A 21,650-nucleotide genomic window follows, 5' to 3' on the forward strand; every position below is an offset into this window, starting at 1 on the left:
CTGTTCTAGTGACCCCTGTCACCCTCGTCTCGGCCGGATGAGCACACCCCCTCCGACACCGGGCGCCCCGCGTCCGGACTCTGTCGTGGCCGAAGGAGTGAGCCAGTCTTGAGAAGACGTCTTGTCGCGGTCCTGTCCGCAGTCGCCGCCGTCGCCGGGCTCGTGCTCGGCGTGCCCGCCGCCACCGGCCAGGCGCCGCAGGCGGCCGCCGCCGCGTGCAGCGCCCCCAACTGGGTCGCCGGCCAGTGGTACGACGTCGGTGCGGTCGTCAAGTACACCAACGGCGGCTACTACCGCGCCAAGAACGCCAACCCGGGCTACGACCCGATCATCAGCACCTGGTACTGGGAGCCCTACAGCTGTGACGGCGGGGGCGGCGGCACCACCTGCACCGCGCCCAACTGGGTCGCCGGCCAGTGGTACGACGTGGGCGCGGTCGTCAAGTACACCAACGGCGGCTACTACCGCGCCAAGAACGCCAACCCGGGCTACGACCCGATCATCAGCACCTGGTACTGGGAGCCCTACGACTGCGGCGGCGGCACGAACCCCGGCAACCCGGGCGCGTTCGTGATCAGCGAAGCCCAGTTCAACCAGATCTTCCCCGGCCGCAACAGCTTCTACACCTACAGCGGCCTGACCGCGGCGCTCTCGGCCTATCCCGGCTTCGCCAACACCGGCAGCGACACCGTGAAGAAGCAGGAAGCCGCCGCGTTCCTGGCGAACGTCAACCACGAGACCGGCGGGCTCGTCTACATCGTCGAGCAGAACACCGCCAACTACCCGCACTACTGCGACTACGGCCAGCCCTACGGCTGCCCGGCCGGCCAGGCCGCCTACTACGGCCGCGGCCCGATCCAGCTGAGCTGGAACTTCAACTACAAGGCCGCGGGTGACGCGCTGGGCATCGACCTGCTCGGCAACCCCTGGCAGGTCGAGCAGAACGCGGCCGTCGCGTGGAAGACCGGCCTCTGGTACTGGAACACCCAGAGCGGGCCGGGCACGATGACCCCGCACAACGCCATGGTGAACAGCCGCGGCTTCGGCGAGACCATCCGCAGCATCAACGGCTCGATCGAGTGCAACGGCGGCAACCCCGCCCAGGTGCAGAGCCGCGTCGACAAGTACCGCCAGATCACGTCGATCCTCGGCGTCGACCCAGGTGCGAACCTGTACTGCTGAGTTCTTGACGCGGACGGGGGTGCGCCGGATCGCGGCGCACCCCCGCCCGCTTGCTCAGCCGGCGAGCCGCTCGCCGATCAGCCGCGTCACCGCCGCGGCGTGTTCGTTGAGGTAGAAGTGCCCACCCGGGTACGTCTTCAGCTCGAACCCGCCGGACGTGTGCGCCGCCCACTGCCGCGCCTCCGCCTCGGTCACCTTCGGGTCGTGGTCGCCGATCAGCGCGACGACCGGGCAGCTGACATCGGCGCCGGGGCGGTAGTGGTAGAGCTCCGCGGCCTTGTAGTCGCTGCGCAGCGCCGGCAGCACCATGCGGACGAGCTCGTCGTTCTCGAGCACCTGCGCGTCGGTGCCGCTCAGCCGCTTGACCTCGGCGAGCAGGCCTTCGTCGTCCTTCTCGTGCGTCCGCTCGTCGCGGGCCGCGGTCGGCGCGCGGCGGCCGGAGACGAACAGGCCCAGCAGCCGGGTGCCCCGCGGTTCGAGCCGCCGCGCGACCTCGAAGGCCAGGCTGGCGCCCATGCTGTGGCCGAAGAACGCCACCGGCCCGGCGGTTTCCGCGGCGAGCACCTCCGCGAGCCCGTCGGCCAGCACGAACAGGTCGTCCACCAGCGGCTCGGTGTGCCGGTCCTGCCGGCCCGGGTACTGCACGGCCAGCACCTCGACCGCGGGTGACAGCGCCGCCGAAACCGGGTGGAAGTAGCTCGCCGATCCGCCCGCGTGCGGGAAGCACACGAGCCGGGCCGTGGCCGACGGCGCCGGGTGGAACCGCCGGATCCACGCCGCGGCCTCGAGCGAAAGAGTCATGCTCCCGAATCTGGCAGGCCGCCGCGGCCGCGTCGACCCCTAAAAGTCGGGGCGGGTCCGGGGTGCAGACCGGACCCGCCCCTTTCCTCCCTCCGGCGGCGGCTACTCCGCCCGCCACAGCGCGGGGACGGCCGGGGGTTCCCAGCCCGGCTGGGCGGTGTGCCCCTGCAGGCACACGTAGCCCCGGCCGTCGTAGGTCACCCGGGCACCGGCCGCGTAACTGGTGCCCACCGCCCACGAGGTGCCGCCGGGAGGCTGGGACGTCGTCGGGCCACCGGTCGTCGTGGTGGACGTCGGCGGGGTGGACGTCGGGGTCTGCGGGACGTTCAGCACGAAGTCGAAGGCGGCTTCCTTCGCCGAGCCGTTGTCCCGCACGGTCATCAGCAGCCGCGCGTCGAAGATCGTGTCGGTGTTGTTGCGCGGCTCGTTCGGGAAGTAGAGCTGCGTGGTCAGGATCGGCCGGCCGGGCGCCTGCACCTTGACGTGGATGTGCCGCGTGCGGCCCGGGTAGAGGCCCGGCACGATCGTGGACAGCGTGAACGCGCCCTGGGCGTTGGTGTACTGGTGGCCGCGGAAGGTGTAGCCGGTGTTGTCGTAGGCGCCGTTGACGTCGGCCTGCCAGAAGTCCAGCAGCGCGCGGTTCACCGGCAGGCAGGCGCGCCCGAAGACGTAGCCGGTCACGGTCAGCCGGGTGCCCTGGGTGCCGGGGGTGACGAGGTTGGTGCGCTCGGGTGAGTTCGGCTTGAAGTAGGGCCCCTCGGTCTGCTCGATCGTCGGCTCGTCGCCGTCGTGGCACGCCGGGGTCAGCTCCGGGACCTGGCCTTCGGCAACGCTCGTGCGGGCCAGCGCCGGGCCACCGAACAACGCGACCGGCGCGGCGACGCCCGCCGCGAGCGCGGCCTTCAGCACCGTCTTGCGGCTGAGCTTGTTCTCTTCGTCCATGCCTGCTCCTCGTGGGGGCGTCGGGAATCCCCTCGAACGTAGGCAGCGCGGCGAGCACGGGCGATGGACTGGACCGGTCAGTCGTGGTGCTTCTCCCCGGCGCGCCGGAAGTCGCCGGGGCTCAGCCCGGTCTCGCGGCGGAAGAACCGGCAGAAGTAGGCCGGGTCGGCGAACCCGACGCGGCTGGCCACCTGCCGCACGGTGAGGTCCGTGCGGAGCAGGAACCGCTGGGCCTCGCGGGTCCTCGCCTCGCGCAGCAGCTGCGCGGCGGTGCGCCCGGTCGCCGCCTTGACGGCCTCGGTGAGGTGACCGGGGGTGACGCCGAGCCGGCCGGCGTGCGCGGTCACCGACCACAGCCCGAGGTCCGGGCGGGCGGTGAGCCGGGCGAACTCCGCCGCCACGGCCCCGGCGGGTGCGGGCGGCGGCGTGCCCAGCAGCCGGCCGGCCCGCACGACCAGGACGTGCACCAGCGCCCGCAGCACCGACTCGTCGCCGTGCCGGCGCTCCTCGACGAGGTCCGCGATCAGCCGCGTGACGTCGGCGTCGGCGCGGTCGTCCAGCGTCAGCCACGGCCCTTCGCTCAGCCGGTGCAGCAGCTCGCGGTCGGCCGGGTGGTCGAGGAGGAAGTCGTCGGTGAACACGACGACGTGCCCGCTCAGGCCCCGGACGCCGGCCCACTGGTGCACCTGCCCGGGGACGATGACGCCCAGGTGCGGCGGGCGCAGCGGCCACCGGGCGGTGTCGACGACGTGCGTGCCGGTGCCGCCGGTGACGTGCACGAGCTCGTGGAAGGTGTGCCGGTGCGGGAACTCCGCGCGGGAGAGCGGCCCGATGTCGTCGAACGTGCCGGCGGCGAACGGCGGCGCGTGCGGGGTCGGCACCTCCAGCCGGTGCATCGGCAGCTCCCCCGGCCGCCGCCGTTCGCAGGGCGTCCCGGGCGGAACGGTCGTACCGCGCATGGCCTCGTCCCTTCGCCGTCCGGCGGAAAAGTCTAGACCAATTCGCGGGCGATTCGCCCTCTTTGCCCCGATGATCGCACGACGATAGTAGGGTCCGCGCACAGAAAAACGGGGCCGGTCCACTGTGGACCGGCCCCGTTTTCGGGGGTTCAGCTTACGCGCGGCCGCGACGACGGTTCAGCAGCAGCATCAGCGCGCCGCCACCGAGCAGCAGGCCGCCGACGGTGAACGGAACCGCGGCGTCGACACCGGTGTTGGCGAGGTCGCCGCCACCGCCGTTGGAGCCGGCCGGGGTGCTCGGCGCGGTGGTCGGGGCGCCGGCCTCGGTCCAGCTGGCGGGCGCGTTCGCGGTCACCTCGGTCTTCTCCGAGTCGGCGACGATCAGCGACTGCGCCGGCGTCCGGTCGTAGTTCTCGGCGACGAACAGGCGGCCGGTGTCCAGCTCGCCGGTGGCCTTGAGGGTGAAGGCGCCCTTGCCCGGCTTGGTGCCCGCCGGGACGTCGACGAACAGCTTGCTGCCGTCCTTGACGTCGGTGCCCTTCAGCTCCTTGCCGTCGGCGTCGGTGATCTTGACGCCATCGGGCAGCTGGCTGCTCAGCGAGGTGATGTCCCCGCTGGTGGCGACGCTGTACGGGCCGATCTTGCCGCCGGCCGCGCCCTCGGTCTTGTCCGCGGCGATGTTCAGCGTCGGCTTCGGCTGCTCGCCGATGCCCTTGTTCTGGTCACCGGTGAAGTACGCGTAGAGCGCGGCGACGTCGGCGTTGTGACCCGGGTCGTCCTCTTCGTCCAGCGGCTTGGTGGGATCCAGCTTCACGCCGTCGCTGAAGTGCCACACGGCGGCCTGGGTCGCGGCGATGGCCTCCTGCTCGGAGACGCCGTCGTGCAGCTCGACGCCGGCCTTCTTCAGCGCCTTGCCCAGCGCGTCGAGGCCGGTGCCCGGGTAGCCGTTGTGCAGCACCCAGTTGATCTTGGCGCTGTTGTCGTTGAACGGACCCTTGGCCGGGTACTTGTTCCACGGGCGCTCGACCATGTCGACGTCGGTGCGCAGGCCGACGGTGATCTGCACGCAGTAGAGCTTCAGCGTGCTGCCGTTGGACAGCTTCATCTCGAACAGCTCGGCGATGTAGTTGCCGCCGCGGCCGAGGTTGAGCCGGTAGCCGACGGTCGCCTTGGGGATCATCTTCCCGTCCGGGCCCTTGACCAAGGGAACGCGGCCGTGGGCGGCGCCGTCGTCGGCGAGGGCGGCCGGCGAACCGATCATGACGGCGGCGGCCGCGGCGAGAGCCGCGATCCCGCCACGCACGAGAGTGGACCTGACCTGCATAAAACTCCTATCCGAGCCCGAACCGCAGCGTGAGGGCCGCGTGAGACACGAATCCCCGATCACGACGGCCACTGATTCGGGTGAGTGATCACCCGGTCAAGCGAGACCGGAGCTTACACGGACCCCACAGGGGCTACGCGCGGTGTCCCCATTAACTCGAATGGGCAAGAAAATCGTGTAAATCGGTCAGGAAAATCGGGCAGGTCACGTTTCCGTCACCGCGCTCGGGCGTCCACCCGGCCGACCACCGGCCGCAACCCCGAGGCCATCTTCCCGATCACGGCGGTGTACTCCGCCTTCAGCCGTGATTTGTCCACATCGGACGCCTCGGCCAGGGCCATCCCCGCCGTGCCGAGCATGCCGAACACGAGCCGGGTCGTGGTCTCCAGCGGCTGCTCGTCGATGTCGCCGCCCTCGATCAGGGCCTTGATCAGCTGCTCGACCAGGCCGTACGCGTACTGCTCCTCCGCCGCCTGCCAGCGGACCCAGCCCAGCGCGATCGGGGCCTCCTGCCAGACCAGCTTGCCGTACACCGGGTCGCAGCAGCGGTCGAGGAAGACGTCGAGCGCCGCGAACGCCGCCGACCAGGGGTCGCCCGCACCCGCCGCCGCGCTCGCCGACAGCTCCATCGCTTCGGTCTCCAGCCGCTCGAAGACCGCCTCGAACAACGCCGTCTTGTTCGCGAAGTGGTGGTAGATCGCGCCACGCGTCGCCTGGATGTCGGCGGCGATGTCCTCCAGGGCCGTGCCGGTGAAACCGTGCTCGCCGAACCGGCGGGTGGCCGCGGCCAGCAGGGCGGCGCGGGTCGCCTCGGAGTACTGCTCCCGCCGGCTCTTGGTCGACATGCGCAAAGCATAGGACATACACTGCGTATGTCACCGACAGAGTGCAGGTCAACCGCTTTGGGGGCCACCATGACCGACCTGATCGAGCCCGGCGAAGTCCTGTTCAACCCGTTCGAACCGGGGTTCTTCGAGGACCCGTACCGGCAGTACCGGATGCTGCGCGACGAAGACCCGGTGCAGGAGCACCCGCTGGGGTTCTGGTTCGTCTCGCGCTACGAAGACGTCTCGGCGCTGCTGAAGGCCGGGCTCTCGGTGGAGATGGGGAACCTGGCGCCCGGGCCGCTGCTCGACCAGGCCGCCGCACTCACCCCGGACGCCGATCCGGGTGCGCTGAACCTCTCCATGCTCGACCGGGACCCGCCCGACCACACGCGGCTGCGCTCGCTGGTCACGAAGGTCTTCACCCGCCGCGCGATCGCGGCCCTGGAGCCGCAGATCGTCCGGCTGGTCGATGCCGCGCTCGACCGGATGGCCGACAAGGGCGACTGCGACCTGGTCGAAGAACTGGCGTTCCCGCTGCCGTTCGCGGTGATCTCGGAAATGCTCGGGATGCCGCCGACCGACCACGCCCGGATCCGCGAGCTGAGCGGCACCCTCGTCCGCTCACTGGAGATCGTCGCCGACGAAGAGACGGCGCGCGCGATCACGGCCGCGGACGCCGAGCTGAGCGCGATCACCCGCGACGTGATCGCGTGGAAGCGCGACCACCCGGCGGAAGACCTGCTGACGGCGTTGATCCAGGCGGAGCACGACGGCCAGGTCCTCGACGGCGACGAGCTGGTCGCCCAGGTGGTCCTCCTGTACGTGGCCGGCCACGAGACGACGGTCAACCTGATCGCCAACGGCGTCAACGCGTTGCTGCGCAACCCCACGCAGCTGAAGGCGCTGCGGGACCAGCCCGACCTGGCGGCGAACGCCGTCGAGGAGTTCCTGCGCTACGACTCCCCGGTCCAACAGACCCGCCGGATCACGACGTCGCCGTACGAGGTGGCGGGCAAGGAGATCCCGGCGGGTGCGTTCGTCCTGGCCTGCCTGGGCTCGGCGAACCGCGACGAGCGGTTCTTCGGCCCGGACGCCGGCGAGCTGCGCCTCGACCGGCCGAACGCGCGGCACCAGGTGTCGTTCGGCGCGGGCCCGCACCACTGCCTCGGCGCAGCGCTCGCCCGGCTCGAAGGTCAGGTCGCCGTCGGTCGCCTGGTGCGGCGGTTCCCGGATCTCGGCTTCGCCGGCGACCTGGAGTGGAACGGCCGGATCAACCTCCGCGGGCCGGCGAAGTTCCCGGTCACCGTGCACGCCTGACGCAGTCCCAGCAGCGGGCCCGGCGATCTCGCCGGGCCCGTTTCCAGCCCGGGCTTTGGACAATTTCAGGACAATTTTGAGAAACCGCGCAGTCCAGCGCGAGCCGCGAAAAGATCAATTCCGGTTCTGTTGCGACGGTACGGGTTCGTCTGCATACTGTCGGGCGTGACAGCCGCGGACGACCAACCCTTGTACGGCCGGGACGCGCTCGTTCGCACGATCTGGGAAACGGTTCTCGAACGCCCGCGGGACAATCCCCCCGGCGGGTGGCCGATCATCGCGTTGTACGGGCCTCGCGGCAGCGGGAAGACCGCGGTCGTGAACCACCTGGTCGAAAAGTCCATAAGACAGGCCGCACAACCGTTCGCGCGCCTCGACCTGGCCCGGCTCGACGAGCAGGCGTGGGGCAGCCGGGTCATCGGTGAACTCGCCTACGAACTGACGAACGCGAAATGGGCTCAGTTCGGCCGGTTGAAATTTCCGCGTTTCGCCGTCGGCCGGATGATCGTCGAAGGCGACGTGGCCACCGACAGCCCGGAAGAAACGCAGTCCGCGATCGAGAAGCTGCTGAAAGAAGCCCGCAAACTCGACCAGGCCTCGACCAACGTGGAAGCGCTGACCGGCCAGCTTCCCCAATTGCTCGACCTCGCCGGCTGGCTGAGCCTGGTCGGAAAAGTGGGCGCCTGGGCCATCCGGAGCCGCGCGATCGTGCGGTTCCTGTTCCAGACGGCGCTGGCGTTCTACGGCGAGGCTTTGCAAAGGCCGCCGAACGCCGGCTTTTCCGCGCTGGTCGAACTGGGCCGGCTCGGCAGCAGGCCCGATGACGAGAGCCGGCGCCGGCTCGACCTCGTCCTCTGCGAGGCCTTCCTGGCCGACCTCGGCGCCAGCTACGAACACGGGTTCCGGCCGAGGAACTGCCTCGTCCTGCTCGACAACGCACACTCGCCGGTCGGTCAGCGGACGTTGGCGGCCTTCGCCGCGGCCAAGGCGAACCGGGCGCCGGCCGCCGACCCCTTGGTCGCGGTCGTCACGAGCCGCGACGTGCGCGACTCGGCCCAGGTACTGGTCCGGCCGGGCCGCCGCCCGGACGTGCTGAGCCGGTGGGCCGACCTGCCCGCGGACGACGCGGCGGCCAGGGTCGTCAAGCGAGCGCCGGAGCACGGTTCCCCGGTCGTCGCGCTGCGGCTCGCGGACCTCACGCTCGAGAACGTCGCCGCCATCGAGAACCGCGAGTTCCCGGACAACGTGCGCCCGCTCGCCCCGTTCGTGCACAGCCTGACGAGGGGTCACCCGTGGGGCGTGCACAAAGTCTTCCAGGCCTGTGCCGCGTTGGACGCGAGGAAGCGCGGGCTGCGCGAAGAAGATCTCCGGCGCGTGCTCGACACCCAGTGCCACGGGGATTCCGTGGCACTGGGCGAGCTCGCCGGTGATCTGCTGCTGCTCGAGGACCTGCCGCGGACCGGGCAGGACATCCTGGTCTGGGCGGCGGCTCGGGACGTCGTCGCGGCGGAGAACACCTTCCCCGACTCGGCGGGACTGCAGACCGACGTCGGGGCACTCTGCTGGCTCGTCCGGCCGGCGGCCACGCCCGGGCGGGCCGGGCCGTACGGCGTCCTCCACCCGTGGCTGCGGCGCATCCTGCTGCGCCGGCTCGCGAACCGGAAGACCGGGATGCCCTGGAACGACGTCTACGCGAAGCTGGCCGCGCACTCCGGCGGGGCGTCCACCGCCTTGGACGTGCACTACTGCGAACTGGCCACCGGGGTGATCGCGCCCGCGGTCACCGTGCTCAACCAGCGTTTCGACGTGGTGGCCGCCGACCGGTGGATCGCCGAGTTCGACGAGATCACGTCGGCGCCCAGCAGGTGGCCCGTCGACGGCGACGTCCACGAGCACTACAGCCGGCTGGTCCGCGGCGTCGGCACCGAACCACCGGGTGGCCGGCTGCCGACCGCGGACCCGCACGGTGACCGGTGGACCACCATCGCCGGGATGACGGTGGCGCGCTGGATCTGGGCCGACCCGCTCGGCGATCCGGCCGTCGCGATGAGCCGGCGGATCGCCATCGGCTACCAGGATCTCGCGCGCCGATCACCCGAAGGGCAGCCTCGGCTGATCGTCGAAGCCGAGACCTACGAACAACGTCTTCGCCCCTGAGCCGGAGGACCCATGACCCACGCGACACCCGGCATGCGGCGCTACCACTGGTGGCAGGCGCACCGCGGACTGGCCATCATCGCGGCGGTGATCGCCGTGGTGGCCGTTTCGGTCGCGGCCTACGTCGTCTGGCCGCGCACCGAACCGCCGGTTCACATCACCGACGGCTCGCACGTGTTCAGTGCCGACCTGGCGCGCGTCGAAGCGCTCATCAGCGCGGAGAACTCGCAGGTCAGGGCGAGTGGCCACTACGTTTCCATCGCCTTCGTCGACATCATGGCCCCGCGGAAGAACATCGACCCGGTTCCGCCGGACTCGATCCGCCACGACCTCGAAGGCGCCTACCTCGCCCAGATGGCGTGGAACCACCCCATCGGCAAGCAACCCGCGACGTTGGTGCAGCTGCTGCTCGCCGACGAGGGAAGCGCCGAAGCGAACTGGCTCGAAGCGGCGCACGCGATCGAAGAAAAGGTCGATTCGCCGGACCACCTCGTGGCCGCCGCCGGACTCGGCATCAGCGTCGAGAACACCCGCAAGCTCATCAAGGAGCTGTCCGACCACAACATCGCGATCGTGGCCGGCGCGATCACCGGCGACTCCATGACGAAGACCCTCGACGGCGACACCCCGGTGCCGGGCATGGTCCGGGTGGCGCAAACGAACACCGACGAAGCCTCCGCCGCCGTCAAGTACCTGGACAACGACAAGACGATCCCGGAGTCGCCGACCGTCCTGCTCGTGCAGGACCAGAACGAGGGCGACGACTTCGCCAAGACGCTCGGCACGGCCTTCGCGCGCTCGATCCAGAACGACTCCGCTCGGCAGTACAAGCTGACCTCGCCCGGCATGTTCTACAACTCGCGGCTCAGCGGCGCGGGCGAAGTGCTCAAAGCGAGCGCCGAGCGGGTGTGCGAGACCCGTGCCGACGTCGTGTACTTCGCCGGGCGCGGCAACGACCTCCAGGGTTTCCTGGCCGGCCTGGCCACCCGCAGCTGCGCGGGCGAGCGGGCGCTCACGGTCGTCGGCGCGCCGGACATCGCGCGGCAGACGAACACCCAGCTGTGGGTCGGGCAGGACGCGAACATGACGGTGATCTTCACCGGCCTGGTCAGCGCCGAGATGTGGACGAAGGACAAGCCGGCGGCGTCCGGCGCCATCATCGACCGCTTCACCGGAACCTGCGCGTACTGCTTCCCCACGCTGTTCCCCGGCGAACGACTCGACGACGGCACGGCGGTCCTTTCGCACGACGCCGTGTGGACCGTCGAACGCGCCATCCTGGAGCTTTCCGGGGCGAACCCGGGCATTTCGTTGTCCGCCGGCATGGTCGCGCAACAGCTGAACCAGCTGAAGGTGCCGGGCGCGAGCGGCTGGATATGCGCGTTCGACACCAATCACAACCCGGTGAACAAGGCGATCCCGGTGATGAGCATCGACCAGAACGGTCACCTGACCTACAAGGCGTTGTCCTCGGCGACCGGCGTCCCGCCGACGGCCTGCGGCTCATAACGAGTAGTAGTTATCTCCCGACCGAATTCGGGACCTTGCCGTCAACGGTCGCCCACGGCGGACTGTTCCGCTTGCGATCATGAACGACGCGTCGGTATGATCACCGATCACCGTAAAGCCGCGCTACGGTGCACCGCCGTTGACCGTTGGGGGAATTCGATGACAATGGCGTCACCGGAGCGTGCGACCACGGTTTCCGCGCACTGCAATGCCACCGCGTTCGTCTTCGTCCCCAACCTCTGCAATGCGAAATGCGACTTCTGCTACGTCCAGCCGGGTTTCACCCACCAGGCCCGCGCGAGCAAAGTCGTCCTGCGCCGGGCACGTGCCGCCGCCGAAGCGCTCGCCGGACTGGGTTTTCGCGAAGTGCGGTTCACCGGCGGTGAGCCCACCCTGTTCGCCAACCTGCCGGAAATCATCCAGCCTTTTCTCGATCTGGGTCTCCGCTACCGGGTGCTGACCAACGCGATAGACGTCGACGCGCGAATCCCGTTCTTCGAACACCACCCGCCCGAGCGGTTCACCATCAGCGTCCACGACACCCACGCGCCGGAGCGGTTCTTCGGGGTTCCCATCAGCAAGTCGCGCTGGTCCCGGAACCGCCGGAAGCTCGCGGCCATCGCGGAGGTCGAAGCGACCTTCGTCGTCACGAACCCGCGGAACGACAAACGGGTCGTCGGCCGCGCGCTCGAGGATCTCGCCGAGGAAGGCGTCAAGCACATCAAGCTGATCCTCGAAAACTCCCGGCAAAGTGAAGCCCGCGACTTCGACCGGCTGGCGGCCGACCTGAAGCAGGACTGGTCGGGCACGTTCGACACTTTCCGTTTCACGTCGACTTCGACGACCGCCTGTCGGCTTTCGGAAAAAGCGTTTCCGGCGCTCGAACTGGGTCGCGGGGAAGTGTATTCGTGCTGCGCGCAAGTCGGCGACAAGCACCTGCTCGACGGGCACCGTTCCGCCTTACCGGAAGACCCGGAAAGCGCCCGTCAAGCCGTCAGCGACGTGATCACGACCGCGATGTCCTACCGCGAAGCGGCCTTACCCTGCTCCGAGGGCACCAGATTCTGCCCGATAGCACTGTGTTCTTGAAAGCCCAGTCCGTGAACGAGCAGACTTGGCTGAACGCGCGCCAGAACCTCAACGCGGCTGTGCAGTCGGCGATTCAGGAGACGAATCCCCGTTTCCGGCTGAAGGGTTCGTTCGCCCGTGGGGATTTTCACCTCCTTCGGGACGGCATCACGACGTTCAGCGACATCGACCTGATCCTCCCCGACGACGGCCGGGACCGGCACGCGTGGGAGGCCGACGTGACCCGGCGGATGACGACGCTGGGCTGGCCGATCCGGACGTCCGTCCAGCACTTCGACACGATCGGGGTGGTCGGCGCCGCCGACTCGCAGCTGCTCGCGCTCGCCGAGCTGGTGCGGTTCGACGCCCGTCGCACCGAGCCGTTCTTCGACTCCTACATCCTCGCGAAGACCTGCCTGACCCTGCTTCACGCTGCCCCGCCGAAGCAGGCATCGCCGGCCCTGCGCCGATCCGCCGAACTCGCGAGACGCGGGTTTTCGACCGCGTTCGACGCGGCCTGGTCGATCCGCCTTCTTCGCGATCTGCCGGACACCCCGACGCTGGCCCACTTCCGGGAGCTGGCCTCGGGTCACGACGTCGAGGGCGTCCGCGCGTGGACCATCGACCGGTTGAAGCACTCCACGGTGCACCCTTGGCTTCGTCGCCGGATGACGGAAATCCTGGAAGAAGCCGGGTCATGAGCGAGGCTTTCGACGTCGTGGTCGTGGGATTCGGGCTGGCCGGCGCGGTGGCCGCGCTCGAGGCCGCCAGGGCCGGCGCACGCACCCTCGTCCTGGACGCGGCCCCCGCCGACCAGGTCGGCGGGAACTCGCTGGTCGCCGGTCAGGGCGTCTTCGGCAGCACCGACCACAACGGACTCGCCCGGTACCTCGCCGCGCTGCGGATCAGGGTGGCCGACCGGTATTCGTGGGCGGGGCACGCCATGGCGGTCGTCCCGTACCTGACGAGTCTCGGGATCCCCATGGCCCCGGGCAAAGCCGGCGGCGACTTCGTCGAAGCTCCCGGTTCGGAGGCGCTGCGGCGGTGGCGCCTGGCGGACGTTCGCGAAGGCCCGATCGTCCGGCGGGTGCAGAAACTCGCGGTCGCGAGCGGCGTCCGGGTCCGCTGCGACGCCCGCGCCATCGGACTCGGGCACACCGACCGGTCCCGGTTCTGCGTGGCCTACGCCCAGCGGGGTCGCCGAGTCACCGTCGACGCGCGGCACGCCGTCGTGCTGGCCACGGGCGGGCAAGCCGCTCGCCGGCGCCGGGCGTCCTCGGGAACGCCGTTCGCGCTCGGCGACGCGCTGAAACTCGCTCGTCAGGTCGGGGCGCGCACCTTTCCCGCCGGGTGTGCGGGCCCGTTCTACGGCTTCCGGGTCCCCGGGACGCGGTCCGCGCTGACCCCGCGACACCTCTACGGCCTGTCTACACCGGAACCGCGTTCCGGGGTGCTCGTTTCCCGCACCGACGCCCGGCGACTGCGCATCCCGCCTCCTCACCTGCACGGTCTCACCAAGGGGCGATCGGCGCGGTACGTCACGGCGCAGCTCCCGCCCGCGCTGCTGGTGGTCGACGACGAGGCACTCGGCGGCGGCCCGCTGGTCGAGCCGTGGCCGGACGGCCACGCCGAAGGGTGGGCGCGCCGCTACGGCGAGGCCTGGTCGCACACGAACGACGTCGAGATCGGCCGAGGCTGGGTGCGCGGCCTGGGCCGCGAATCGCGGCGGCGGCTGAACCTCAGCGCCCGCGGCGAACTCTTCGCTCTGCCGCTGGAGCCGGTGGTACTCAACACCCTGGGCGGCCTCCGCTGCGACGCCGCTTATCGGGTGCTCAGCGGGACAGGGGCGATCGAAGGGCTGTACGCGGTCGGCGAGGTGTCGTCCGTCTTCGGAAGGCTGTACCAAGGCTCCGGAAACCTCACCGAGTGCGTGCTCGCGGGCCGGATCGCCGTCGACTCCGCCTTGCACGGAAAGGATCCGAGAAGATCGTGACTGATTTCCTGGAGTCGCTGGGCGGCTGGGCCGGCGGGATCACGATACTGGTCGGCGCCATTGTCGGCGTGGTGGTCCAGAAGACCTGGGACAACCACCTCGGGCGGGCCATCCCGGTCTGGCGCAAGAACATCCGGTCCCGGGTGGATAGCGCCCGCGGCAGGACGCTGGAGGTCGGCTTGGCGAAGCCGACGGTCGGCGACGTCCTCCCGCAGTACTTTCGGCGGCAGGAGCCACAAGTCGACCTCGTGATCTACGAGCTGAGCCTCCGCCCCAACGTGCCGGTCATGGATTTGCTCTATTTCGAGTACCTCCGCTCACGACTCGCGAACGGTTCGATCAAGGAAGCCGTGATCGTCCCGTGGAGCGGCTGGCGGGACGACACCCACGCCGAAGCGGAGCGGAAAGTCCAGCGGAACATCGAGTCCATTTTCGGCCGGCACGCCCAGCGCGTGACGGTGGTTACCGCGGAAATGCTCCAGCAACACGCCGGAAGCGTTTTCGAGAACCATTTCTTCGAGATGGTGGGCAACCTCGGGAACAGCGATTTCCTCCGCAACGCGTCGGCGGTCATGGGCTACCGGTTCCAGTCGTACCACGACATCAACCAGGGCCATCCGGAAACCCACCAGGCCCGGTCGATCGTGGAGCACACGGTCCGCGGGTGGCTGATCGCAAAGTACGTCGAGGCGGAGCACTTGGCGAACTCCGGCGACTCCCGAAGAGTGGCGTCGATCATGTGGGAGCGCGAACTGACGAAGCTGCTCCTCCTCCGCAACCTCCTCGAGTCCCACCCCGACCTGGAATGCTCGCTCATCCTCGGCGCGAGCGTGAGCTACCGGAGGAGGCTGCGGTCGCACCCGGTGCCGACGTTCGTGGATTCGGCGATCACGATCTTCGGTGACCTGGACGACCAGATCACCCGGATTCGCCGCAAGAGCCACGCGGAGCTGCGCCGCACCAACCGGGTCCTGACGGACATCCTGAGCACGAGGTCGGGCCTGGGCGACATGACGGGCTGGGGAGCGAACATCGAAAACCGCCCGGACCTCCACTTGAGCGGCGACGGCATGGCCACGCTTCGCTCGATACTCCGGTTCCGTTCCCTCTACGGGTTCAGCGAGTGACGACCGCGGATCTCACCGCGTCGACGAGCTCGTTCCTGATCGTCGCCGGAGAACCGGAGTACGCCGAAGAGCTGGCCGGCGAACGAGCCGCGGACTTGCGGCTGTTGCCGACATTCCGGAAGCTGCTGGCTGCCCCGCAAGAACAACTCGGTGTCGCCGTCGACCAGCTGGTGACCCGAATCCTCCGCCTCCCACCACCGATCGGCGTGCTCTCGCTGGCCCGGGGCGGAATCCCGATCGGCACGTTGCTGGTCCGCATGGCAGCTCGCCTGGGAATACCGGCCGAGCACGGGGTCCTGGGCTGGGTGCGTGGTGAAACCGGTCCCCTGAACGAAGATTTCCTCCCGGGCGAATGCGGTTCACTGGTCTTAGTGGACGGCTGGACCGGCACGGGCGACTCGATCAGGGAAGTCCACGAACGCTGGACGGGCGGCGCCATGCTGACCGCGGCACTTTCGGACCCGGCGGGCGTGTGCGACATCGCCGGGACGAACGAAGACGTCCTGTGCCCGCACGCGATGATGCACAGCGTGCTGAACGAGGGCTTGGGCCGCGTCCGCCGGCACACCAGCGGCCTCCTTGTCGCCCCCCGCGACGACCGCTACGCGGACGGGTTGCTCGAGGAGTACCACTTCGGCCTCCTCGAACAGGCCCGGCGGGCGACAAGCCGGGTACGTGCGTTTTCCAGTCGGCTCCAGCACGAGCACGCGGATCGATCGCGGAGCCGGATCGGGATCAACGAGTGCTGGCGGGCGTCGGTCCGGGGTGAGCTGGGTGAGTTGGTCGTGAACCCCCGCTTCCGGGAGGAGCTGGACGTCGCGCTCTTGGTCGATCGGCAGAGGGGCCCGGTGCGGGAACGCGATCTGGGCGCGCTGCGCTGCGCCTGCTCGATCCGGACCGCCCCCTCACCCAGGATGGCGATGCGCTCATCGCCGCATCCGTAGGCGGTCGAGGACGGCTGAGCGTTCGGGGTACCGACGAAGTCGTGGTGGTGCCCCCGACGGGGTTCGAACCCGCACTTTGTCGATTTTAAGTCGACTGCCTCTGCCAGTTGGGCTACGGGGGCACCGCACACTCTAGGCGATGGGACACCCGCCGCACCACGACGCCTCGCCGGGGCCACGCAGTGTGAGCCGCCGGGCCAGACCCCAACAATTCGAGAACCCGATCATCGACAGACGGCTTGAGTGTCAATCAATTGACCTGGTTTTGTCCATTCCCATCAGATCGCACATCTAACGGTATTATCGAGCCAATGGCAGGAAACTCTGCGAGGCGGAAATGGACGGTGCAAGCACGGCAGCATTCGCAGCCGAACTGCTCGGTGTTTCTTCGATCACGGACCTCGCCCGGGCACAGCTGGCGCGCTCCGTGCTTCCCGGTGGCCGCGTGGAGGCGCACGAGTTCGGACGCCACCAGCACTCCTCGGCGTCCGCCGGTGGTGTGCTGATCGGGCTCGCCGGCTGTCCCCGCGTTCCGGACTCACTCGTCGCTCCCCTCGTGCGCCTGGTCAGTGCCTTGGTCGACGACACGGGCCAGGTCAGGCCCCACGACGGCGACCGCAGGAACGGGGACAGCACGTGGGCCGAAGCGCAGATACTGCTCGGCCTCCTGAGCCGGCCGAACCTCCTCGATGACCTCGCCAAGGTCGCGGTGTTGATCGACCGGCTGACCTCACTTCAGCACGACGCGGGCGGCTGGCCGCTGCGGACCGGCGGCGATCCCACTCCGACGTTCACCTTCTACCCGGCTCTGGCACTCGCCCAGGCCGCACGGCTGGGATTGCACACCGCCAAAGCCGTCGCGGCGCTACGCGCCACCGAAGGGTTCCTGGACCGGCAACTGAGCTCGGCGGCCACCTGCCTCGAAGAACGAATCCTGGCCCAGTTCGCCCTCGAACGAACGTCCGCTTCGACGACCGGCTCGGCATCCGCCCGCAGAAGAGCCGAGATACTGGCCTCCTGCTGGAACGCGCAGGCAGGACTTCTGCTCGACGACCGGCAAGTCACGATCTACGACCAGCCGGTGTGGCACTCCATCACGTGGCGCCCGCTGCTCTACTTGTGCCTGCGGACGTGGACGCCACCCTTGAGCCCGGTCGGCACCGTCCTCGGCGCCGAACTGATCGACTCCTTCGACCCCCACATCCGCGCGTGGCACGGGCCGGCGAGCAGCACGACACCCGGCAAGGGAACGTCCTGGGCATCGGCTCTCGCGCTCCGCGCGACCACCGCGTTCGCGCGCGACCTGCGGCGAGCCGGCCACACGGCCGCCGAGTTCCGCGTTCGGCAGGCGGAACTCACCACGCCGAAGTACGGCTTTGACGTCGCGATCTCTTTCGCGGGATCGGACCGCGGGACGGCCGAACTGATTTCCCGCAAACTCCAGGCCGCCGGCCTGCGAGTGTTCTACGACCGTGACTACCAGCACACGCTTCTCGGTGAGGACCTCACCATGCTCCTGCAGAACACGTACTTCGCGGCCAGCAGGTTCGCCGTCGTGCTGGTGTCGCAGGCTTTCCTGCAGTCCCGCTGGGCAGGCAACTGGGAGTTGCGCGCGATGCTGGCTCGAATGCAGCAACAGACCAGCGGCTATGCCCTGCCCTATCTGCTCGAAAAAGTCGAGGTGCCGGGCTTGAGTCCCACGATCGGCTATGTTTCCGCCGTCGACTTCAGCCCTCCGGAGTTCGCCGACCTGGTGATTCGCAAGATGCGCGAAAGCAGAACGCCGCCCAGTCCGGGATCTGGAAAAAATCAAGCGCACCAATGAGCGAATTCGGCGTGTTCACTTCCAACCCTCGCCGCACACTGCCTATACTCCGCCCATGCCCGAGTCAGAAGCAGCCGCGAGAGCGAGACCCGAGAGATCGACCGAACTGGTCCGGAAAACCGAGCAGATCGTCCGGTCCAAGCTGCACAATGAGTCCACCGGCCACGACTGGTGGCACGCCGATCGCGTACGCAGCACGGCCGTGCGCATCGCTCGAGAAGAGAGCGCCGACGAACTCGTTGTAGAACTCGCCGCATTGCTGCACGACGTCGAAGACTTCAAGTTCTCCGGCAGCGAAGATACCGGACCGCGTTTCGCCGGCGATTTCCTGCGTTCCATCGGCGTCGCCGAGCAGGACGCGAATCACGTTGCGGACATCATCCGCAACATCTCCTTCAAAGGTGCCCGAGTGACGCCGGCGCCACTCACCCTCGAAGGGCATTGCATCCAAGACGCCGATCGGCTCGACGCCATCGGGGCCATTGGAATCGCGCGCACCTTCGCCTACGGCGGCTACCGGCGGCGGCCGATCCACGACCCCGAAGTGGCGCCGGTCGAGCACGACTCGGTGCAGAGCTACCTCAGCACCAAAGGCACGACGATCAACCACTTCCACGAAAAGCTTCTGCTCTTGCGGGACCGCATGAACACCGAGTTCGGCAGGAAACTGGCGGAAGAGCGGCACCGGTTCATGGAAGGCTTCCTCGCCGAATTCGACAGTGAATGGAAAGGCGAACGCTGATCGTGGCACGGCCCGGGCCGACCGGTGGAGAAACGCGGTCGACCCGGGGCCGCTATCGCCTCAGTTCAGCGTCCACGACTGGTTCGCGCCGCCCGTGCACGTCCAGATCTGCAGTGGCGTGCCGTCCGCGGAGCTCGGGCCCGTCGCGTCCAGGCACTTGCCCGACGCCGGGTTGACCAACTGGTTTCCCGAGTGCGTCCACTGCTGCGCGCCCGTGCCGTTGCAGTCGTACAGCTGGACGCGCGCGCCGTTCGTCGTCGCGGCCGATGCCACGTCCAGGCACTTGCCCAGCGCCCGCAGCGTAGACCCGGAAGTCGTCCACTGCTGCGCGTTCGTCCCGTTGCACGTGTACAGGTCCACCGTTGTGCCGTTCGTCGACGACGCGCCCGCCACGTCCACGCACTTGCCGCCGTAGCCCGTGATCGTGCCGCCGCCCGCCGGGGGTGGCGTTGTCGTTCCGCCCGTGATCGCGTTGAAAATACGTGAGTACGCGTAGCCCGTGGCGCGGTCGTAGTCCTGCAGCTCCCAGAACGACAGCTCCGCCACGCCGTTCGACGCCGCGAAGCTCTCCAGCTGCTGGGCGTCCGACTGGCTGAACTGGGCGCCGTCGTCGTTGCGGCCCGCGATCGGGGTCAAGCCCATCATCGCGTACGCCGCCGACGTCGAGATTCCGTACAGGCTCGACAGCTGCGACGCCGATGCGCGGGCCGCCGACAACGCGTCGCCCAGGACCGGCTGGCCGTCGTAGAAGTCCATCACCATCAGGTTGACCACGCTGACCTTGACGCCCTTGTTCTTCGCGTCGCGCAGGAGGTCCAGCTCCTTCGACGGCAGGCCCGTCGGGTCGACCGCCAGCGTGTAGTCCACCTGCACCGACGGGTTCTGCTGCTGCAACGCCGCCAGCGCCGAGTTGCGGCGCTGGTTCGACGCCGTGTCGTTGAGCACCCCGCCTTCGATGTCGAAGTCCAGCCGGGGCGTGCCGTACGTGTTGACCACGTTCGCGTACGCCGCGGTCAGGCTCGACGTGTTCGTGCACGTCTGGGCCAGCTCACCGCCTTCCGCGCCGCCGAAGGACGGGATGGCGTTGCCGCCCGCCGCCTGCAGGGCGCTGATCTGCGACTTGAACGAGCCGACACCCGTGCCGTTCGCCTCCCAGACCGGCGTGCAGCCGGACTGCGGGGTCAGGAACGCCAGCGTGAAGAACTTCGTGCCGGTGGCGTTCATGTCGGCGGCCAGCTGGCCCGCGTCGCCGTCGCTGATCTGCAGGTACGGCGCCGCGTAGTGGGCGGGGAAGGCGGGCCCGGCCGCGTCGGCGGTGGCCGGAACCGCGAGTGCGAGTGCGGGGATCGCGGCCGCAAGAGCCGCTCTGACAAGGGAAAAGCGCATGGGAGCTCCTGGAGGGGACCGTGGGGAGGGAGCCGGCGCGGACTTATTCCGCGTTGTGAAGAAAGGGTTTACCCGCTCACCGGCCCAGTTGTCCAGACCATGTCACTCACCGGCACACAGCCGGTCATCCACCGCCAAAACGCCCTAACAGCACCAAAAAGCCCCCGGTCGACCCAGCGACCGGGGGCTTTCAGGAAGAAAGAATCAGGACTTCGAGACGCGCGCGAACTCGTCCTTCGGGTTGTTGATCTGCCCGAGCGAAATCACCTCACGCCGGAACAGCCCGCCGAGGATCCAGTCGAACAGGATGCGGATCTTGCGGTTCCACGTCGGCATCGCCTTGAGGTGGTAGGCGCGGTGGAACAGCCACGCCGGGAAGCCCTTGATCTTCAGGTTCAGCGCGTCGGCGACGCCCTTGTGCAGGCCGAGGCTGGCGACCGCGCCGAGGTTCTTGTGGAAGTAGTCCTTCGGCTTGCCGCCGCGGATCACCTTGATGATGTTCTTCGCCAGCAACGTCGCCTGGCGCACGGCGTGCTGCGCGTTCGGCGGGCACGTCGCCGTCGGGTCCTCTTCGGTGCGCGAGAGGTCCGGGATGGCCGCGTTGTCGCCCGCGGTCCAGACCTCCGGGTGGCCGACGACCTGCATCGCGGCGGTCGCCTCGAGGCGGCCGCGCTTGTCGAGCGGCAGGTCCGAGTTCGCCAGCACCGGGTTGGCCTTGACGCCGGCCGTCCAGATGATCGTGTCGGTGTCGAACTCCGTGCCGTCCGAGAGGACGACGTGGCCGTTCTCGAACGACTTCGCCGCGGTCGAGAGGTAGACCTCGATGCCGCGCTTCTCAAGCTGCTCGACCGTGTAGACACCCAGGGTCTCGCGGACCTCGGGCAGGATCCGCCCGGCGGCCTCGACGAGCACCCAGCGGACGTCGGCCGGCTGGATGTTCGGGTAGTAGTTCTCGACCGCGAACCGGGTCATGTCCTCGAGCTCGGCCAGCGCCTCGATGCCGGCGAACCCGCCGCCGACGACGGTGAACGTCAGCAGGCGCTTGCGCAGCTCGGGGTCCAGCGTGCTGGCGGCCTCGTCGAGCTTGGTCATGATGTGGTTGCGGAGGTAGATCGCCTCGCCGATGGTCTTGAAGGCGATGCCCTCCTCGACCAGGCCCGGGATCGGGAGGATGCGCGCGACGGCGCCGAGCGCGACCACGAGGACGTCGTAGCCCAGCTGCTCGATGTGGCCGTCGGCGGCCTCGACCGTGACGGACTTCTTGTCGTTCTCGATCTTGGTGACGCGCGCGGTCAGCACGTGGCAGCGCTTCAGGACCCGCCGCAGCGGCACGACCACGTGCCGGGGCTCGATCGCGCCGGCCGCGGCCTCCGGGAGGAACGGCGCGTAGGTCATGTGGGGCTGCGGGTCAACGACGGTCACGGAGGCCTCGTTGGCCCGGAGCATCTTCTGGAGGCCGTACGCCGTGTAGAGCCCGACGTACCCACCACCGAGGACGAGGATCCGAGTCGGTTCCGACTTCGACTTCGCAGCAGCCATGTCCTCAT

At 69.0% G+C, this 21,650-nt stretch carries 18 protein-coding genes and 1 tRNA gene; 11 read left to right on the forward strand and 8 right to left on the reverse strand.

Annotated elements, in window-relative coordinates; genetic code table 11:
* Positions 1–162 precede the first annotated feature (162 nt).
* Positions 163–1,182, forward strand: coding sequence for a chitinase (locus M8542_RS30655; protein WP_257923902.1), 1,020 nt, complete (start codon positions 163–165; stop codon positions 1,180–1,182).
* 54 nt (positions 1,183–1,236) lie between these two features.
* Here M8542_RS30655 and M8542_RS30660 read toward each other — a convergent pair whose 3' ends face one another.
* The 5 genes from M8542_RS30660 to M8542_RS30680 form a co-directional block, all read right to left on the reverse strand.
* A complete protein-coding gene (locus M8542_RS30660; RefSeq protein WP_257923761.1) occupies positions 1,237–1,983 on the reverse strand; it encodes a thioesterase II family protein in 747 nt (248 codons plus the stop codon).
* 102 nt (positions 1,984–2,085) lie between these two features.
* The gene (locus tag M8542_RS30665; RefSeq protein ID WP_257923762.1) at positions 2,086–2,925 is read right to left on the reverse strand and encodes a dioxygenase family protein; all 840 of its coding nucleotides are present in this window, start codon (positions 2,923–2,925) and stop codon (positions 2,086–2,088) included.
* A 77-nt stretch (positions 2,926–3,002) separates the two neighbouring features.
* A complete protein-coding gene (locus tag M8542_RS30670; RefSeq protein WP_257923763.1) occupies positions 3,003–3,884 on the reverse strand; it encodes a helix-turn-helix transcriptional regulator in 882 nt (293 codons plus the stop codon).
* Positions 3,885–4,038: 154 nt separating this feature from the next.
* Positions 4,039–5,208 carry a thioester domain-containing protein gene (locus M8542_RS30675; RefSeq protein WP_257923764.1) on the reverse strand — a complete coding sequence of 390 codons (1,170 nt, stop codon included), beginning with the start codon at positions 5,206–5,208 and terminating at the stop codon, positions 4,039–4,041.
* Between the two features lie 215 nt (positions 5,209–5,423).
* Positions 5,424–6,053 (reverse strand): TetR/AcrR family transcriptional regulator, encoded by a 630-nt coding sequence (locus M8542_RS30680; protein ID WP_257923765.1) that lies wholly within the window; start codon positions 6,051–6,053, stop codon positions 5,424–5,426.
* Positions 6,054–6,122: 69 nt separating this feature from the next.
* Here M8542_RS30680 and M8542_RS30685 point away from each other — a divergent pair, with 69 nt between their 5' ends.
* From M8542_RS30685 to M8542_RS30720, 8 genes are all read left to right on the forward strand, one after another.
* Positions 6,123–7,352 (forward strand): cytochrome P450, encoded by a 1,230-nt coding sequence (locus M8542_RS30685; RefSeq protein ID WP_257923766.1) that lies wholly within the window; start codon positions 6,123–6,125, stop codon positions 7,350–7,352.
* A gap of 165 nt (positions 7,353–7,517) precedes the next feature.
* Positions 7,518–9,509 carry an ATP-binding protein gene (locus M8542_RS30690; RefSeq protein ID WP_257923767.1) on the forward strand — a complete coding sequence of 664 codons (1,992 nt, stop codon included), beginning with the start codon at positions 7,518–7,520 and terminating at the stop codon, positions 9,507–9,509.
* A 12-nt stretch (positions 9,510–9,521) separates the two neighbouring features.
* The gene (locus M8542_RS30695; protein ID WP_257923768.1) at positions 9,522–11,018 is read left to right on the forward strand and encodes a type 1 periplasmic-binding domain-containing protein; all 1,497 of its coding nucleotides are present in this window, start codon (positions 9,522–9,524) and stop codon (positions 11,016–11,018) included.
* 96 nt (positions 11,019–11,114) lie between these two features.
* The gene (locus M8542_RS30700; RefSeq protein WP_257923769.1) at positions 11,115–12,107 is read left to right on the forward strand and encodes a radical SAM family protein; all 993 of its coding nucleotides are present in this window, start codon (positions 11,115–11,117) and stop codon (positions 12,105–12,107) included.
* Between the two features lie 11 nt (positions 12,108–12,118).
* Positions 12,119–12,787 (forward strand): hypothetical protein, encoded by a 669-nt coding sequence (locus M8542_RS30705; RefSeq protein ID WP_257923770.1) that lies wholly within the window; start codon positions 12,119–12,121, stop codon positions 12,785–12,787.
* Positions 12,784–14,079: an FAD-binding protein gene (locus M8542_RS30710; protein ID WP_257923771.1), complete on the forward strand. Its 1,296-nt coding sequence runs from the start codon at positions 12,784–12,786 to the stop codon at positions 14,077–14,079. Before M8542_RS30705 ends, M8542_RS30710 begins: the two co-directional genes overlap by 4 nt.
* Positions 14,076–15,206 (forward strand): hypothetical protein, encoded by a 1,131-nt coding sequence (locus M8542_RS30715; RefSeq protein ID WP_257923772.1) that lies wholly within the window; start codon positions 14,076–14,078, stop codon positions 15,204–15,206. The genes M8542_RS30710 and M8542_RS30715 overlap by 4 nt, the downstream gene beginning before the upstream one ends.
* Positions 15,203–16,150 (forward strand): cysteine protease StiP domain-containing protein, encoded by a 948-nt coding sequence (locus M8542_RS30720; RefSeq protein ID WP_257923773.1) that lies wholly within the window; start codon positions 15,203–15,205, stop codon positions 16,148–16,150. Before M8542_RS30715 ends, M8542_RS30720 begins: the two co-directional genes overlap by 4 nt.
* A 45-nt stretch (positions 16,151–16,195) precedes the next feature.
* On the opposite strand, the gene M8542_RS30725 is transcribed toward M8542_RS30720, so the two are convergent.
* Positions 16,196–16,272: transfer RNA gene (locus tag M8542_RS30725), tRNA-Leu, on the reverse strand.
* Positions 16,273–16,487: 215 nt separating this feature from the next.
* Between M8542_RS30725 and M8542_RS30730 the strand changes: the two genes are divergently transcribed.
* Both M8542_RS30730 and M8542_RS30735 read left to right on the forward strand, forming a co-directional pair.
* Positions 16,488–17,975, forward strand: a complete 1,488-nt coding sequence (locus M8542_RS30730) for a TIR domain-containing protein (protein WP_257923774.1) — start codon at positions 16,488–16,490, stop codon at positions 17,973–17,975.
* A gap of 55 nt (positions 17,976–18,030) precedes the next feature.
* Complete coding sequence (locus M8542_RS30735) at positions 18,031–18,717, forward strand: HD domain-containing protein (RefSeq protein WP_257923775.1); 687 nt, start codon at positions 18,031–18,033, stop codon at positions 18,715–18,717.
* Positions 18,718–18,777: 60 nt separating this feature from the next.
* On the opposite strand, the gene M8542_RS30740 is transcribed toward M8542_RS30735, so the two are convergent.
* Both M8542_RS30740 and M8542_RS30745 read right to left on the reverse strand, forming a co-directional pair.
* On the reverse strand, positions 18,778–20,103 hold the full coding sequence (locus tag M8542_RS30740; RefSeq protein ID WP_257923776.1) for a lectin: 1,326 nt from the start codon (positions 20,101–20,103) through the stop codon (positions 18,778–18,780).
* A gap of 204 nt (positions 20,104–20,307) precedes the next feature.
* Complete coding sequence (locus M8542_RS30745; RefSeq protein WP_257923777.1) at positions 20,308–21,642, reverse strand: NAD(P)/FAD-dependent oxidoreductase; 1,335 nt, start codon at positions 21,640–21,642, stop codon at positions 20,308–20,310.
* Positions 21,643–21,650 lie beyond the last annotated feature (8 nt).

Source organism: Amycolatopsis iheyensis (genome assembly GCF_024703995.1).
GTDB lineage: Bacteria > Actinomycetota > Actinomycetes > Mycobacteriales > Pseudonocardiaceae > Amycolatopsis > Amycolatopsis iheyensis.

What these genes read in the sequence shown, in the direction of transcription:
- M8542_RS30660 (WP_257923761.1), bottom strand. Translation starts at nt 1,983, where the DNA reads ATGACTCTTTCGCTCGAGGCCGCGGCGTGGATCCGGCGGTTCCACCCG.
- M8542_RS30665 (WP_257923762.1), bottom strand. Translation starts at nt 2,925, where the DNA reads ATGGACGAAGAGAACAAGCTCAGCCGCAAGACGGTGCTGAAGGCCGCG.
- M8542_RS30670 (WP_257923763.1), bottom strand. Translation starts at nt 3,884, where the DNA reads ATGCGCGGTACGACCGTTCCGCCCGGGACGCCCTGCGAACGGCGGCGG.
- M8542_RS30675 (WP_257923764.1), bottom strand. Translation starts at nt 5,208, where the DNA reads ATGCAGGTCAGGTCCACTCTCGTGCGTGGCGGGATCGCGGCTCTCGCC.
- M8542_RS30680 (WP_257923765.1), bottom strand. Translation starts at nt 6,053, where the DNA reads ATGTCGACCAAGAGCCGGCGGGAGCAGTACTCCGAGGCGACCCGCGCC.
- M8542_RS30685 (WP_257923766.1), top strand. Translation starts at nt 6,123, where the DNA reads ATGACCGACCTGATCGAGCCCGGCGAAGTCCTGTTCAACCCGTTCGAA.
- M8542_RS30695 (WP_257923768.1), top strand. Translation starts at nt 9,522, where the DNA reads ATGACCCACGCGACACCCGGCATGCGGCGCTACCACTGGTGGCAGGCG.
- M8542_RS30700 (WP_257923769.1), top strand. Translation starts at nt 11,115, where the DNA reads ATGATCACCGATCACCGTAAAGCCGCGCTACGGTGCACCGCCGTTGAC.
- M8542_RS30710 (WP_257923771.1), top strand. Translation starts at nt 12,784, where the DNA reads ATGAGCGAGGCTTTCGACGTCGTGGTCGTGGGATTCGGGCTGGCCGGC.
- M8542_RS30730 (WP_257923774.1), top strand. Translation starts at nt 16,488, where the DNA reads ATGGACGGTGCAAGCACGGCAGCATTCGCAGCCGAACTGCTCGGTGTT.
- M8542_RS30735 (WP_257923775.1), top strand. Translation starts at nt 18,031, where the DNA reads ATGCCCGAGTCAGAAGCAGCCGCGAGAGCGAGACCCGAGAGATCGACC.
- M8542_RS30740 (WP_257923776.1), bottom strand. Translation starts at nt 20,103, where the DNA reads ATGCGCTTTTCCCTTGTCAGAGCGGCTCTTGCGGCCGCGATCCCCGCA.
- M8542_RS30745 (WP_257923777.1), bottom strand. Translation starts at nt 21,642, where the DNA reads ATGGCTGCTGCGAAGTCGAAGTCGGAACCGACTCGGATCCTCGTCCTC.